Below are 15,556 nucleotides of genomic sequence, written 5' to 3'. Positions count from 1 at the left end.
AATTATGCTTTTAATGGAATTTCTATATTAATATTGGTGCCTCTGTTGGGTTTAGAATCGATATGCAATATACCGTTATAATTTTCTACCCTATTCTTTATATTTGTTAAACCTATGCCTAATGTAATCATTGATAAATCAAAACCAATACCATCATCTTCATAAACAAAAAACAGACATTCATTTAACACATCTAACTGTATATCTATGGTCTTTGCTTTTGCGTACTTAAGAGTATTGGTTGTTAATTCTTGAAAAATTGAAAACAATTCGTTTTGTAAAATCTTACTTAGTGTATTGATTTTTTCTTCGTCGTAAAATGAAAGGTTAATGGTGATCTCACTAGCGTCTTCAACCGTATGGATGTATTCTTTAACTAGAAAAACAAAATCGTTCTCTCTAATTTTTTTTGGCAACAAGTTATGTGATAAATTTCGTACTTGTTCATAAGTATCATCTAACTGACTATAAATTAATTTCAGTTTATCTGGGTGATTATAAAGCTGACTGAATTGTAATTTTATAGCCGCCAAATTACCACCAACACTATCGTGCATTTCTTGAGCTATTTTTTTTCGCTCTTGATCTTGACCTCTAACAGATGCTTTAATTAACTTTAATTCTTGATCTTTTTTTAATGAAATGACTTGCTGCTCGTTAATCTCTTTTTCTTTTAAATTAAGTAAACTCTGTGCTTGTAATTTTTGATAGTAGATAACTAAAAGTCCAACAATAGGAATTAATAGAATAAAAAAAGCAACGAGAACAATATATTTAATGGTCTTCTCTCTATCTAGCTCTACAGCTTTTAACGCTTCTTTCTCTTTAAGTAATGCAATTTCATTTTTACGTTTTTCAACACCATTTTGTAGTTGCAAAACCTGATTTTCATTTTGTTTTGCTATTATAGCTTTTTGAAGTTTATACTTTTCTATATCTGCGTCTTTGTTCTTAATATTTAAACTCTTATTAAGATTTTCTATCTGTAAGACTTTTATCGTTTTTTCTTTTTCAAGCGTTTTAAATTTAACTTCTAAATTGTTAATCTCTTGTTGCCTTTGCGAATTCTCAATAGAATCTTTTATCTGGTAATAGTATTTTCCATAGTTATATGCACTGCGATGATCCCCTTTTCGAAGTGAGAGTTTTTCCAACATAAGATAGCTATTCATCTCAATATCTAAATTACCCAAATTGACAGATTTAATTAAGGTATTAGAAAAAATTAAAAGGGCTTCATTATCTCTTTCTTCATTAAATAGCACAGCACCTATTTTACCTAAAATGATGAGTTCTAAATTATAAGATCTAGTTTCATTGCTTATATCTTTCGCTTCGTAGAAAGCCAAAAGTGCTTTATCTGTTTCTCCTTTACCTAAATAATTATCACCTATATTAATAATAACATTTACTAAGGCTTGTTTTTTATAAGTATCCTTCTCACAGATATCTTTTGCTTTCTGTAAATACGCATTAGATGTTTCGTATTTGGAAAGCGATGAATAAATAGAACCTAAATTGATGTAACTTCCTAAAATAAGTTCTTCATCATTAGAAAACTTAATACATTTTTCAAAAAGCTCTAAGGCCTCATCCGTTTTACCAAGAGTAACATAAGTACTAGCTAATCCGTGTAAATGTGTATAATATAGGTTTGTTTCATTATGTTTTTCACTGAGTTCAGCTCCTTTAATATGCCACTTTTTACTTTCTTGATATAAGCCTTTGTTTTTATTATTTAAAGCCAATAATTGGTAAGATAATATGGTTAGTCTAACGCCTAAAGAGTCGTTAACATTCTTTTTACTATTTAGTGCTTGATGTGTATAATAAATAGAAGAATCTATAGCAACATATCTATTATGGTAGTAAGCCAATAATAAATTGGTATTGGTTATGGCGTTATTAGATTTAAAAGTGCGCAAAGATTTGTGAGCTTCCCGATATGCTTTGGTTTCAGAACCATTATTAAAATAGTAAAAAAGCTGATTTACTTTTTTGTCTTCACTGTCAATAACAGCAGTTGTTTGAGCTATACAAATTGAAGTATAGCACAACAAGAGAAAAACAAAAATGTTTTGGGGCTTAATAAACATGCGCAAATTTAGGGATAGTAGAACTTGTATTCATCCCCGAAAACAGGTATTTAAAAAATTTATCAACTTCGTTCAAAAACAGAAGTCTTTAAAGCACTTTATATCACCATATCATAGATGACAATCACAATACGCTTAAACGAGATTAAAAATCAGATAACATCCGCTATCCATAGAACTTTAAGTCCATTGCTAATTTGAGATCAATAAATTAAATTATTATTGGTTGTCTCCGCATACCCTTCTATAATTACATCTGGTTTAAGCAACTCTATTAAGTCTCTGTTAAAAGCCTGATTTTTCAAATGATATACAGTACGAAAATTCATCGCATAAAATAATCGCTGTCCCATAACGTACGAATCACTAAAAATCAAAAGTGTTTTATCACTTTTTGCTTTAGAGTTTTTTAATACCATTGAATCATAAGGCAATCTTTTGTCATTTGTTTCCTTTATGTACTCATAAGGAAATTTTGGAAAAAGAACAGGTCCCATATCTGAAATGTTATAGGGGTAATCAGCCAACTTAGTAATAATATCACCCGACTCAATTAACTCATATAAAAAGGTATAGTCTTCAAGTTTTGTTGGTTCGTATGATTTTATATTAGTCCTTTTATATAAGGTATTCATAACATCTTGATAAGCTAAAAAACCACCAAAATTATTCCAATGTGTATCCGTTTTTCGATAAGTAGTTTTGTACTTATAAGGTTCAAAAGTGTTTTTAAAACTTAAAACATCTATTCCTTTACTTAATAATCTATTAGAAATTTGTTCTCCTCTTGAAATAGTATCTTTAATTGCTGATTGGAGAGCAAATGGTAGGTTTTCAGTATAAATATCAAATTTATTAGGGTAAATAACCCTTAAATATTCAATCCCATTTTTTTCACAATAGTCATAATGACTTACAATACGATTTTCTATAATATCTAATTCAGCCTCTGACAAATATTTTCTTTTCAAATCATATAATGCTAAACTTGTTTCTTCCTCATACACATATAAAAATCCATCCTTACCTACCGCAACTTTATTACTATTATTAGGTCCCAAAAAGAATTTTTCATTTATAAAATGATTCATATAAACTAACGAAGATTTGAAAGGAAACATCACATCCATATATGACCTAAGATCATCTATAGAGTTTAACTTTCTGTTTTCAGACGTCTCTTCATTATCCCAATGCATAAAAAAGATAACCATTGGTGTAAAGAGAATTAAAATAAAAATCCCATTTACAGATAGTGCAGATGACTCACTTTTTTTAATTATTTTATTAAATACTTTAAAGTATTTGAACAGAAAGACAATTAAAATACTTAAACCAAGTATTAATATACCTAATGTTTTATACCTAATGTTTTCTTTTATAATATCTGAGAATGGTAAAAAGTGAAGAGCTATAACATTACCCTCTTTTTTCTGGAATACATACTCGCCGTCTACAATTAAACAAGGAGAAGATTCTAACAGGTAATCAGGAAGATTTTTCTTCTGAATTTTGAAATCATAGTATGGACTCACCAAATGAATATCAAAAATCTCTGCTGTTCTTTGTTTATCATTTAAAAAATGAAGGTTTATTCGATCATTTTTAAATTTCTTTGGCAACTCAAAGTTATAAAAATTATCTGTTGAATCGTGCAATTGACTAAGTACGGTAATGTCCTCTTTTATCTCTTTACGATCAAAAGAATACAAATTAATCCCTCCTTTAGTGTTTCTGTTAGTATAAACTTTTACAGATGTAATTTGAGAAGAAAAGAGCAGAGCAACAGTACTCAACAAGATTTGATAAATCAAAATTGATGCTATGACCCAAAGACAAAATTTAATAAATGATTTACTTTTCATTAAAATCTAAAATAAATAAAAGGATTAAATGAATTAGACGCCATTTCAATTGTACATAACATCATTAAAACACCAATATACAATGGCAAAATATAGGCTTTATAATTTACAAAGAAAGTGTTAGAATCTAGTTTTCTAAGAAGTATTCTTTTTATTGGCGTAGAAATAATTATGGCTAAGATTAAAACTAAAATAGATTTAGCATTTACATAATACAAAGCATAGTAATTTGTATTCTCAGAAGAATACCATACTAAGTGTTTAATATATTCAAGAGCATAACTTAAGTCTTCTGCTCTAAAAAACACCCAACCAATCATTACGACAAAAAGCAGATAAACTCTACTTAATACGGACTTTAAAGCTGCATTATTTATTGGCAAGCTACTCGATTTTTCAATCAAAATAAAAGCTCCATGCCATAAACCCCAAACTATAAAATTCCAACTTGCTCCATGCCAAATACCTGTTAAAAGAAACACTCCAATAAGGTTTAAATACGTTCTTCTTTCACCTAATCTATTACCACCTAAAGGTATATACACATAATCTCTGAACCATGAAGAAAGTGATATGTGCCATCTTCTCCAAAATTCTTGTATACTTTTAGAAATATAAGGATAATTAAAGTTTTCTAGAAAACGAAATCCAAACATCCTACCTAAACCAATAGCCATGTCTGAATATCCTGAAAAATCAAAATAAATTTGAAGCGTATAACAAATAATACCTAACCATGCCATACTTAAAGGCAACTCCTCTGCTGGCATATAAAAAGCTGTGTCTGCTATAAGTGCTAAGGTATTAGCTATCAATAATTTTTTAGCTAAACCAGTAACAAAACGAAGTACACCTGATTTAAAAAGTTCTGCACTTTCTGTACGCGATGAAATATCTTTGGCAATATCAGCATACCTAACTATAGGACCTGCAATGAGTTGCGGAAACAAAGATATATACAAACCCAGTTTAAATGGGTTTTTTTGATATAAAGTAGGCTCCCGATAAACATCAATTAAATAAGAAATACTTTGAAAGGTGAAAAACGAAATTCCAATAGGAAGATGAATATTTTCGATTTTAAACGCAAATTGATCAAATATGAAATTTGTGTATTTAAAATAAATTAGCACACCTAAATTCAAAAATATAGCTATACCTAGATAATATCGAGCTTTATCTGAGTCTCTATAACGATTTATCAATCCGCCAGCTACATAATTAACGATAATAGAACTTATCATCACTAAAACTAGCTCCTCCTCACCAATAGCATAAAAAGTTAAACTAACAATTAATAGAAAGTAGTTTCTCCAACTACGGGGTAGCACTTTATTTAAAAGCAATACTATAGGTAAAAAACAAAAGACAAATAGTAATGAACTAAAAACCATATAATTAAATTAGTTGTAGTAGAGTAGAAATGACATAAATAAAGTTATACTCAAAAAGTGAGCAATCTATGAATTTTATTCTTTTTATCTATATAGTTAAATCGAAAAATTATAATACACCTACAATTTTCTAACAGAAATGATTAAAGTGAACTAGTAGTAATAAATTAATTGTTTTAAAAATTATATATAGTACATTTTATAAAGTCTAAGATATTGTTATTTGATATTTATTCGCTTTAATCTATCTATATAAAACTAACGACTAATTGAAATATTTGCTACGCATGGGTAACACATTGTGATTACCGATTTATAACTGTTGGGTTTTGACATGTGCTATTATACCCTGAATCATGTAGAGCGAACTGAAGATTTTTTTGTCTATTATTATTACATAGACCTAGATTTAAATTACAGGAATATAACTATTTTGATAGTCAGTTTTTTTCTTCTATTTAATTAGATGTCCAGATTCAGATATTCTTATAAAGCCCCTTTACAAAGCAGACAACATACGCTCAACCTCAACAATCGTTGCTCCGTAAAGTTTTCGGTTAGGTTTCGTTAAGCGCAGAGACTCGGTAGAAATCTCATTTAACAGTTCCTTTCCTTCGGAAGTTCTATTATTTTCTACATAAAATTTTGCCAGCTCTAAACGTTCTGCATAATTAGAGTACGGTCTGTCTATTTGTTTTAATTGTGCTTCAGCTTCATCGGGTTTACCCAATTCGTTTAAAGCTAAACCATAGCAAAATTGCTGTTTTGAACCTTTAAATTCCGATTTATCTTTTATAAATTCTGCCTGTTCAATGACGGCGTTATAATCCTTGAGTTGAAAATAACACAACATCAAATTCTGCCGTGCATATAAATCATCTTGAACGGTATCTTCTAATGTTTTCTTATAGCTTATAATCGCATTAGGAATATCTTTATTGGAAAAATAGGCATCTGCCAACTCTATTCTGTTAGTGTAAGTATCTACAAACTCGAGTTTCTTTTCTAAATCCTTTATCCTTTTCGTGGGATTAAGAACCGTGGTGATTTCTTCTTGTATTTTTTCTGCGTCATTTTGGTTATACACCTGAGTGATAATGTAGATTAATGAACCAATAACAGGAATAAAAAGCACAACGAAATACCAATAATAAGGCTTACTATTTTTATAAGCGTGATAAATACAAAATGCCTGAAGGGCAACAATTAAGTAATAAAACATGTGTGTGAAATTAGTTCTTTATATTATAATTTATCGTGTAAACACTAATTCATTTTCTGAAGATAATTCTTCGCTAAAACCATAGTTCTCGTAATTAAACCCTTTAATATCATCTAGAGTTTTTGCGTCCGTATCAATGATATATCTCGCCATTAAACCTCTGGCCAATTTTGCAAAAATGGCTATAATTTTATACTTGTCGTTTTTAAATTCTTTAAAAGCAATATTGATTACGGGTACTTTTAAGGCTTTTGTATCTATGGCTTTAAAATACTCTTGACTTGCTAAATTCAGGAAAATTTCGTCGTCGTCTAACTCCTCATTTAAAGCCTTTGTCACTTTCTTTTTCCAAAATTCGTAAAGGTTTTTATTTTTACCAACTGGCATTTTTGTTCCCATTTCTAGTCGGTAGGGCTGCATTAAATCTAAGGGTTTCAATACACCATATAATCCTGAAAGAATCCTAACAGTATCTTCTACTTTATCTAACTTTTCGGTATCAATCGTATACGCATCTAATCCTCTGTACACATCTCCGCTAAACGCGTAAATAGCTTGCCGTGCATTATCTTTTGTAAATGGTAATTCCCATTCCTGATTGCGCTCATAATTTAATTGACCTAAATTATCTGATATGTGCATAAGCGCAGACAAATGCTTTGCGGACTTCTTTTTTAATACTTTATTTAATCTTTCTGCCTCGTCTAAAAACACTCCTTCTGTAGTTTTAGAAGTTGGTAATTTAGTGTCGAAGTCTAACGATTTTGCTGGTGATAATACTAATTTCATAATAATGCCCACAAAAGTGGGTATCTCTTTAAATTTAAATCAACACTCATTAAAGCACGTGTCTCATTAAAGGTTAAACAATTTTTCTTTCTCATTGTAAAAATACGATGTAAATGAAAAAATTTCTAACATTAGTGAAAACTAATATTGATAGTGTTATAAAGCTTAACTATAAAGCACCTATAACTAAAAATGCACCATTAGAAAAATGGTGCATTTTTAGTTAATCTTTACGCAGGACTTATTGTAAGGCGCGTTAAGGATGGAAATGCATCCTTTTTATTACACGTTTAATATTTTTTTAAACGTGTAATAAAAATGAAACGCTATAAAACTATTAGTCTTTGGCATGCTTGGCATAATGCCTCCATTTCTCAATACATTGCGTCATATCATCAGGAACTTCAGATTCAAATCTCATGAATTCATTTGTCGTTGGATGTACAAACCCTAATGTTTTAGCATGTAAAGCTTGGCGTGGCAAAATTTTAAAACAGTTATCTACAAACTGCTTATATTTAGTAAATGTAGTCCCTTTTAAAATACGCTCTCCACCATAACGTTCATCGTTAAATAAAGTGTGACCAATATGTTTCATATGAACACGTATTTGGTGGGTACGACCAGTTTCAAGCTTACAAGTTACTAAAGTGACATAACCTAAACGCTCAAGAACTTTATAATGTGTTACGGCTGGTTTTCCTTGTTCGTCTTCATCATCTAAGAACACTGTATTTTGTAATCTGTTCTTTGGATGGCGACCAATATTACCTTCAATAGTACCTTCCTCTTCTTCTACATTACCCCAAACAATGGCAACATATTCGCGCTCACTCGTTTTTTTAGCAAACTGATTAGACAGATGAGCCATGGCTAGTTCGGTCTTTGCGACTACTAATAACCCACTGGTATCTTTATCAATTCTATGAACCAAACCTGGTCTTTCACTAGAGTTATTAGGCAAATTTTCGAAATGGAAAATAAGTGCATTTATTAAAGTCCCAGAATAATTACCGTGCCCTGGGTGTACAACCATACCTGCAGGTTTATTCACCACAAGCAAATCATCATCCTCATACACCACATCGATAGGAATATCTTCAGCAACAAGAAGATTCTCGTGCGGTGGATGTTCAAATTTAACAGTGATATAATCGTTAGGCTTTACTTTGTAATTGGACTTAACAGGAACGTCATTCACAAAAATACTACCGTCTTTTGCGGCAGCCTGAATTTTATTACGCGTAGCGTTTTCTATAAAATTCATTAAGTATTTATCGATACGAAGTGGTTGTTGACCTGCAACAACTTTAAAAGCGTGATGCTCGTATAATTCGTTTTCGTCTTGGTCTGAGATATCAGAAATATTTGGCATTATTTTAATTATAGTTTACCGTTTCCTACCACCAAGTCTATCTTAGAAGTTAAGGGTAATGATGTACCTGGTTTTAATGTTTTACCTTTGTGAGACATAGAAATAACACCTTCACCAATGGCATCTTTATAGGTGATGTCCCCTATTTCGAATTCTAAAGCTTCTAATTGAGGTTTAGCTTGTCTAAACGTACGTTTTAAAATATTTGGCACTTCGACTTTACGGTAACCAGAAGGGTTTAAGATTAAATATATTTTGCGATTTTCCTTTACTTGTGATCCTGCAATTGGGTTTTGTTCAATAACAGAATACTTAGGATATTTTGGATTATAATTTGCAGAATCTTGTATTTCCATGGCTAAATCATGATCCTTTAATTCGATACCAACAGTCTCTAAAGATTTACCCTTTAAATCTGGTACAATTATAAACTCACCATGATTAGTGGTTACACTTAACCATTTTAGGGCTATAAAACAAATCACCACAAGGGCTATAAGGGCTAATGCCAGTTGTTTAAAAAACACTTTACTAGTAAGAAACTTAACAAAACTCATATGAAAATAATTGTTGACAAAACTAAGAAATAATAACGACACAAAAATAAAATACGTATGAATTAGAGAATTAGATTATTGAAAATAAATGATACTTTTACACAGTAGCATTTTTAAACTAAATAATGAAGAAAAATATTGCAATTATAATGGGCGGTTATTCTAGTGAATACAAGATCTCCCTTAAGAGTGGCAACGTTGTTTTTGACGCTCTAGACAAAGATAAATACAATGCATATCGCATTCATATTTTTAAAGATAAATGGGTTTTTGTTAATGATTTGGACGAAGAATTTCCGATAGATAAAAATAATTTTTCCGTTTTAGTAAACGAAACAAAAATTGAGTTCGATTGTGTTTTTAATGCGATCCATGGTTCGCCAGGTGAAGATGGTTATATGCAAGCCTATTTTGAATTATTAGGAATGCCACAAACCAGCTGCTCAATGTACCAAGCAGCATTAACTTTTAATAAGCGCGATTTGTTAGCGGCTTTAAAACCTTACGGCATTAAAACGGCCGAAAGCTATTATCTTAATTTTGGCGACTCCATTAATGAAGACGCTATAATTGCTAAAGTTGGACTCCCTTGTTTTGTTAAGGCCAACAAAGCTGGTAGTAGTTTTGGAATTTCTAAAGTGTATAAGAAAGAAGATTTACAAACCGCCATTGACAACTCTTTTAAAGAAGACAATGAAATTATTATTGAGCAGTTTTTAGATGGTGTTGAAGTTTCTGTTGGTGTAATTTCGTATACATCTGAAACTCTCGTTTTACCGATCACAGAAATCGTTTCTGAAAATGATTTCTTTGATTATGAAGCTAAATATTTGGGGCAATCACAAGAAATTACTCCGGCACGTATATCTGAAGATTATGCCAACAAAATAAGAACCGAAGCTAAAAAAATATATGAAATTTTAAAAATGAAAGGCTTTTCTAGAAGTGAATTTATTTTTAAAAATGACGAACCTTATCTATTAGAAGTAAACACGGTTCCTGGCTTAACTAAAGAAAGCATATTACCTAAGCAAGCAACGGAAGCTGGTATTAGCCTAAATGACTTATTTGGAAATGCCATTGAAGAAGCTTTGAAGAAATAATAATTATATTTGAAATTATAACTATTTCCGATTAGTACAAAAATATTAAAACTAAGTTTATGAAACGCGCAATATTCCCAGGATCCTTTGATCCTATTACAAACGGTCACCACGATATTATACTGCGTGGCATTAAATTGTTCGATGAAGTTGTTGTAGCTATTGGTATTAATGCCGAAAAAAAATACATGTTTTCTTTAGAGGAAAGAAAAGCATTTATTGAAGAAACATTTAAAGATGAACCTAAAGTAAAAGTAGTTACTTATAAAGGCTTAACTATTGATTTTTGTAAAGAAATTGATGCACAATTTATACTAAGAGGCTTAAGAAATCCTGCTGATTTTGAGTTCGAAAAAGCCATAGCACATACCAATAGAAAACTATCAAAAATTGAAACTGTATTCTTATTAACGGCAGCTAAAACTTCATTTATTTCGTCATCTATTGTGCGCGATGTATTAAGGAATGATGGTGACTATACTGTTTTGGTACCAAATAGTGTTCGCGTAAATAAATAGAATTCACATTAATAGCAAATCAACAAACTTAGCAATGGAAGACAATTATTCGATATTTAGGAAATTCCCAAGTTTAGAACAAGCCTCTGAATTAAAAGCTTTGTTGAATGAAAACGGCATAGAAACCATACTTGACGACAATGCACCTTCTGTTGATGTTACGTTCACAGGAAACACTTTACAGAATGAGATTGAAGTCCGGATTAAACAAACCGACTTTCAAAAAGCTGAAAGCATTCTCGAAAAAGAAGTCGAGAACCTAATTGAAACTATAGATAAAGATTATTATTTGTTTAAATTCACAGATGAAGAACTTTATGACATTTTATTAAAGTCTGACGAATGGAATGCTTTTGACTATACATTAGCTCAAAAAATATTAATTCAAAGAGGCAAACCGATTGATAAAGAATTACTAAATTCTCTAAAAAATGAGCGCTTAAAACAATTAGCTGAACCTGAGGGCAACCAAAAACCTTGGATTATTGCAGGCTACTTTTTTGCTGTTTTAGGCGGTTTTCTAGGCTTAATAATCGGTTATTTTTTATGGACATCTAAAAAAACCCTACCAGATGGACAGAAGATTCACACCTATGCTGAGAATGACAGAAAACACGGAAAATATATATTCTATATAAGTTTAGTCATTGCACCAACTACCATACTTTTTAGAGTAGTGAGTCAAATTTTAAATTAACGCAGTAGTTTTTTCTACTAGCACCTCTCTCTATACGCAAAATGCTTTCTAATACTACTACAGAAAGTATAAGACCATTAAAACGATATATGAGGAAATTTTGCACATACATCTTCCATTTCTAGCTGAAGTTTTGACAGAAATTTTTGATGTGCTTCAGAATTCGAATTAAAAGGACGATGCGCCTTTTTTGCTTGGATGGCTGCAATTTTATCTAAAGTTTGTAAAGCATCTGCTAATAACCAAACGGTTTTAAATTTTCCCCAGATATAATCTATAGCGACTTCATTTGGATGAAGCATATCTGCATTGTAAAAACGATAGTCACGTAATTCATCCATCATAATTTCGTAAGATGGAAAATAATAAAGGCTATTTCTAGGTTCAACAACATTGTGAATTGCCGTAATTAAATGCGCTTTACTTTGTGTGTTTTCTACAAAACCATCCTTAATATGTCTTACAGGCGAAACCGTAAAGAGAAAACTAACTTCTGGATTCACACTTTTCACTAAAGCGATAATGGCTTGAAGTGATTCAGTAATCGTATCAACAGAACCTAATTCTTTTAGAAACTGTTTTTGGGGTAGTTTGTGACAATTAGCAACAACTTTATCCGATTCAATATGTCTATAAACCCAACTTGTTCCTAAGGTTATTATAACATGACTTGCATTAACTAAATTGTCGAGAGTCTCATCAATTTGAGAATTTAAAACACTTAGCAATTCGTCTTTTGAGGTCTTGTTTAATTTTGAGTGTGCATCTAAGCAAAACCATTGTTCGTTATAAAAGTATAAGTCATCTTCAGAATAATAGTCCTTATTTATGGCACGCGTAATTAGATGTTCTATCGCTAAGGGATGAAATAAAATACCAAATGGATTAACTGTAGACTGAAACTTAAAATAATTAAACTTCTCACTTATATTTTCAGAAAAGCATGAACCAAGCAAAAACACTTTAGAGTTATAATCTATTTGGTTATGCTGTTGTGATTTTAATGGTATCTGAGTTTGAAGATTCATTTGTTAATTATTACTTAGAGGTTAAAGTTATTACACAAAGATTCGCGGAGTCTCTCAGAGATTCACTGAGAAAAACAGCAATTCAAATCACATTTTTTTTTGTTTTTAAAAGTGTTTCAAGCATTTAGTGCAGTTAAAAAAAAAAAAAAACGTAATCATGAAAATTTAAAACTAACCCTCTGTGAATCTCTGCGCTTTTGCTCTGCGAAACTCTGGGTTACAACCGTTCTATAAATAATCCTTAGCAGCCTCCAAAGCAGCCTCAATCCCATTAGGATTCTTACCTCCCGCAGTGGCGAAGAACGGTTGTCCTCCACCTCCACCTTGGATGTGTTTTCCTAATTCTCTGACGATTGTACCAGCATTTAAACCTTTACTTGCCACCAATTCCTTAGAAATGTAACAAGACAAAATGGCCTTTCCATCATTTTCAGCACCAAATATTAAGAATAAATTTTCAAACTGACTTCCCAACTCAAAGCATACATCTTTAACTCCTGAAGCATCTAAATCGAGTTTCTTAGCTAAGAATTGAATACCGTTAATTTCGGTTAGTTCGCTTTTAAGTTCTCCCTTAATATTTTTAGCTTTATCTTTTAAAAGTTCTTCTATTTGCTTTTTTAAGTCGCTATTTTCTCCTTGCAGATTCTCTAATGCTTTTATAGGTTCTTTAGCATTGTTCAACAAGCCTTTCATTTCAAGATAAGCCGTGTTATTTTCAGCGAAATAATCCCTAACCGATTTATTTGTAATAGCTTCAATTCTTCTAATACCAGCTGCAACAGCTCCTTCTGACACAATTTTAAAATGCCAAATATCAGATGTGTTTTTTACATGAATTCCACCACACAATTCCATAGATTTCCCAAAGCGAATCGTTCTCACCGTATCGCCATATTTCTCTCCGAATAAAGCCATAGCTCCTTCTTCAATAGCTTTTTCCATTGGGATATTTCGATGTTCCTCTAAAGGTAACTTGCCTTCTATTCTTGCATTTACAAAATCTTCAATTTCCTGCAATTGCTCTGGTGTGACCTTAGAGAAATGAGAAAAATCGAAACGTAATGATTTTGGTTTTACCAAAGATCCTTTTTGTTCTACATGCTCTCCTAAAACTGTTCGTAAAGCTTGGTGCAATAAATGCGTCGCGGTGTGATTACTAGAAGATAATGCACGGTGTTCACTATTCACTACAGCTTTAAAGCTTTCATTTAAATGTTCTGGTAAATTTTTACATAAATGGATAATAACATTATTTTCCTTTTTAGTATCTAAAATATAAACCACATCTCCATGTGTATCTTGCAATACTCCTTTGTCTCCAACTTGTCCACCTCCTTCCGGATAAAATGGTGTTAAATTGAAAACTAACTGATACATTTCACCATCTTTTTTAGAGGTTACTTTTCGGTATTTTGCAATTTTTACATTAGCTTCTTGAGTGTCGTATCCAATAAATTCTTGAACATCGTCTTCAAATAAAACCGTCCAATCTTCAGTTGACGTTTCACTAGCAGAGCGCGATCGTTCTTTCTGCTTTTGTAATTGCTCGTTAAATCCTTTTTCGTCTAATTTTAAATTCTTTTCAGATAAAATTAAAGCTGTTAAATCAATAGGGAATCCATAAGTGTCATACAACTCAAAAGCCTTTTCACCTGAAACGGTATCTCCTTTTGTTTCTTCAACAATACGATTTAATAATACCAAACCTTGATCTAATGTTCTTAAAAAAGAAGCTTCTTCTTCTTTAATTACATTTTCGATTAATACTTTTTGTGCTCTTATTTCAGGGAACGCCTCACCCATTTTTTTACTTAACACATCTACTAAACGATATATTAATGGTTCTTTTTTATCTAAGAATGTAAATCCATAACGCACGGCTCTCCGTAAAATTCTACGAATGACATAACCTGAACCTGTGTTGCTTGGTAATTGACCATCTGCAATTGAAAATGCCACAGCTCTAACATGGTCAGAAATAACACGAATGGCAATATCAACTTCTTCGTTATCACCATAGGTCTTACCTGTAATGGTTTCTATTTCACGAATAATTGGTGTAAATACATCGGTATCATAATTAGATTGTACATCTTGTAATACCATACATAAGCGCTCAAAGCCCATTCCTGTATCGATATGTTTATTTGGCAACGCTTCTAAAACTCCATTTGCCTTACGATTGTATTGCATAAAAACGAGATTCCATATTTCAACCACATGCGGATGATCCATGTTTATCAAAGTTTTAGCATCAACCTTTGCTTTTTCTTCAGCAGATCTAATATCGACGTGGATTTCGCTACAAGGTCCACATGGCCCTTGATCTCCCATTTCCCAGAAATTATCCTTTTTATTCCCTTTTAAAATGCGATCTTCAGAAATATATTTCTTCCAAATATCGTATGCTTCCGTATCCATTTTAAGATTATCCTCGTCATCACTGCCTTCAAAAACGGTTACATAAAGTATGCTTTTATCAATTCCGTATACTTCGGTAAGCAATTCCCAAGCCCAAGCAATGGCTTCCTCCTTAAAATAATCCCCAAAACTCCAGTTTCCTAGCATTTCAAACAAAGTATGATGATAGGTATCATAACCAACTTCCTCTAAGTCATTATGCTTACCAGAAACACGTAAACATTTTTGTGAGTCCGAAATTCTATTTTTCTTTGGTTCTGAATTCCCTAAAAAGTATTCTTTAAAAGGCACCATACCAGCATTAACAAACATTAATGTTGGGTCATTCTTTAATACCATTGGTGCAGAAGGCACAATAAGATGTTGTTTTCCTTCAAAGAATTTTAAAAATTTAGATCGTACGTCTTGAGACTTCATATGCTGAATTTATAGCTTGTTTGTACTTGTTTGTATTTAATTACCACAAATGCGAAACAATTTTTTATCTT

At 31.4% G+C, this 15,556-nt stretch carries 12 protein-coding genes; 3 read left to right on the top strand and 9 right to left on the bottom strand.

Going from position 1 to position 15,556, the window contains the following annotated elements; translation table 11 throughout:
- Positions 1-2 precede the first annotated feature (2 nt).
- The 7 genes from DFQ09_RS09670 to DFQ09_RS09640 form a co-directional block, all read right to left on the bottom strand.
- Positions 3-2,096 carry an ATP-binding protein gene (locus DFQ09_RS09670; protein ID WP_115809823.1) on the bottom strand — a complete coding sequence of 698 codons (2,094 nt, stop codon included), beginning with the start codon at positions 2,094-2,096 and terminating at the stop codon, positions 3-5.
- Positions 2,097-2,299: 203 nt separating this feature from the next.
- On the bottom strand, positions 2,300-3,961 hold the full coding sequence (locus DFQ09_RS09665; RefSeq protein WP_115809821.1) for an alginate O-acetyltransferase AlgX-related protein: 1,662 nt from the start codon (positions 3,959-3,961) through the stop codon (positions 2,300-2,302).
- Positions 3,961-5,292: an MBOAT family O-acyltransferase gene (locus DFQ09_RS09660; protein WP_245940341.1), complete on the bottom strand. Its 1,332-nt coding sequence runs from the start codon at positions 5,290-5,292 to the stop codon at positions 3,961-3,963. Before DFQ09_RS09660 ends, DFQ09_RS09665 begins: the two co-directional genes overlap by 1 nt.
- A 562-nt stretch (positions 5,293-5,854) precedes the next feature.
- Positions 5,855-6,577 (bottom strand): TRAFs-binding domain-containing protein, encoded by a 723-nt coding sequence (locus DFQ09_RS09655; RefSeq protein WP_115809817.1) that lies wholly within the window; start codon positions 6,575-6,577, stop codon positions 5,855-5,857.
- A 30-nt stretch (positions 6,578-6,607) separates the two neighbouring features.
- Positions 6,608-7,366 (bottom strand): peroxide stress protein YaaA, encoded by a 759-nt coding sequence (gene yaaA / locus DFQ09_RS09650; protein WP_115809815.1) that lies wholly within the window; start codon positions 7,364-7,366, stop codon positions 6,608-6,610.
- Between the two features lie 337 nt (positions 7,367-7,703).
- Positions 7,704-8,741 carry an RluA family pseudouridine synthase gene (locus DFQ09_RS09645; protein WP_115809813.1) on the bottom strand — a complete coding sequence of 346 codons (1,038 nt, stop codon included), beginning with the start codon at positions 8,739-8,741 and terminating at the stop codon, positions 7,704-7,706.
- Positions 8,742-8,749: 8 nt separating this feature from the next.
- Positions 8,750-9,298, bottom strand: a complete 549-nt coding sequence (locus DFQ09_RS09640) for a PASTA domain-containing protein (protein WP_115809811.1) — start codon at positions 9,296-9,298, stop codon at positions 8,750-8,752.
- A 125-nt stretch (positions 9,299-9,423) separates the two neighbouring features.
- Here DFQ09_RS09640 and DFQ09_RS09635 point away from each other — a divergent pair, with 125 nt between their 5' ends.
- From DFQ09_RS09635 to DFQ09_RS09625, 3 genes are read left to right on the top strand one after another with little or no spacing between them, the layout of a single operon-like run.
- On the top strand, positions 9,424-10,401 hold the full coding sequence (locus tag DFQ09_RS09635; protein ID WP_115809809.1) for a D-alanine--D-alanine ligase: 978 nt from the start codon (positions 9,424-9,426) through the stop codon (positions 10,399-10,401).
- Between the two features lie 59 nt (positions 10,402-10,460).
- On the top strand, positions 10,461-10,919 hold the full coding sequence (gene coaD, locus DFQ09_RS09630) for a pantetheine-phosphate adenylyltransferase (RefSeq protein WP_115809807.1): 459 nt from the start codon (positions 10,461-10,463) through the stop codon (positions 10,917-10,919).
- A gap of 34 nt (positions 10,920-10,953) precedes the next feature.
- On the top strand, positions 10,954-11,616 hold the full coding sequence (locus DFQ09_RS09625) for a hypothetical protein (RefSeq protein ID WP_115809805.1): 663 nt from the start codon (positions 10,954-10,956) through the stop codon (positions 11,614-11,616).
- A gap of 77 nt (positions 11,617-11,693) precedes the next feature.
- Here DFQ09_RS09625 and DFQ09_RS09620 read toward each other — a convergent pair whose 3' ends face one another.
- Together DFQ09_RS09620 and alaS are read right to left on the bottom strand one after the other, a co-directional pair.
- Entirely contained in the window at positions 11,694-12,644 is a 951-nt protein-coding gene (locus DFQ09_RS09620; RefSeq protein WP_115809803.1) for a GSCFA domain-containing protein, read from the bottom strand.
- A gap of 228 nt (positions 12,645-12,872) precedes the next feature.
- Positions 12,873-15,485, bottom strand: a complete 2,613-nt coding sequence (gene alaS, locus DFQ09_RS09615) for an alanine--tRNA ligase (RefSeq protein ID WP_115809801.1) — start codon at positions 15,483-15,485, stop codon at positions 12,873-12,875.
- Positions 15,486-15,556: the final 71 nt, after the last annotated feature.

Source organism: Winogradskyella pacifica (genome assembly GCF_003386275.1).
GTDB classification, from domain to species: Bacteria; Bacteroidota; Bacteroidia; order Flavobacteriales; family Flavobacteriaceae; genus Winogradskyella; species Winogradskyella pacifica.
Note: the sequence above shows the minus strand (reverse complement) of the source record. Positions and strands in the feature narration are given on the sequence as shown.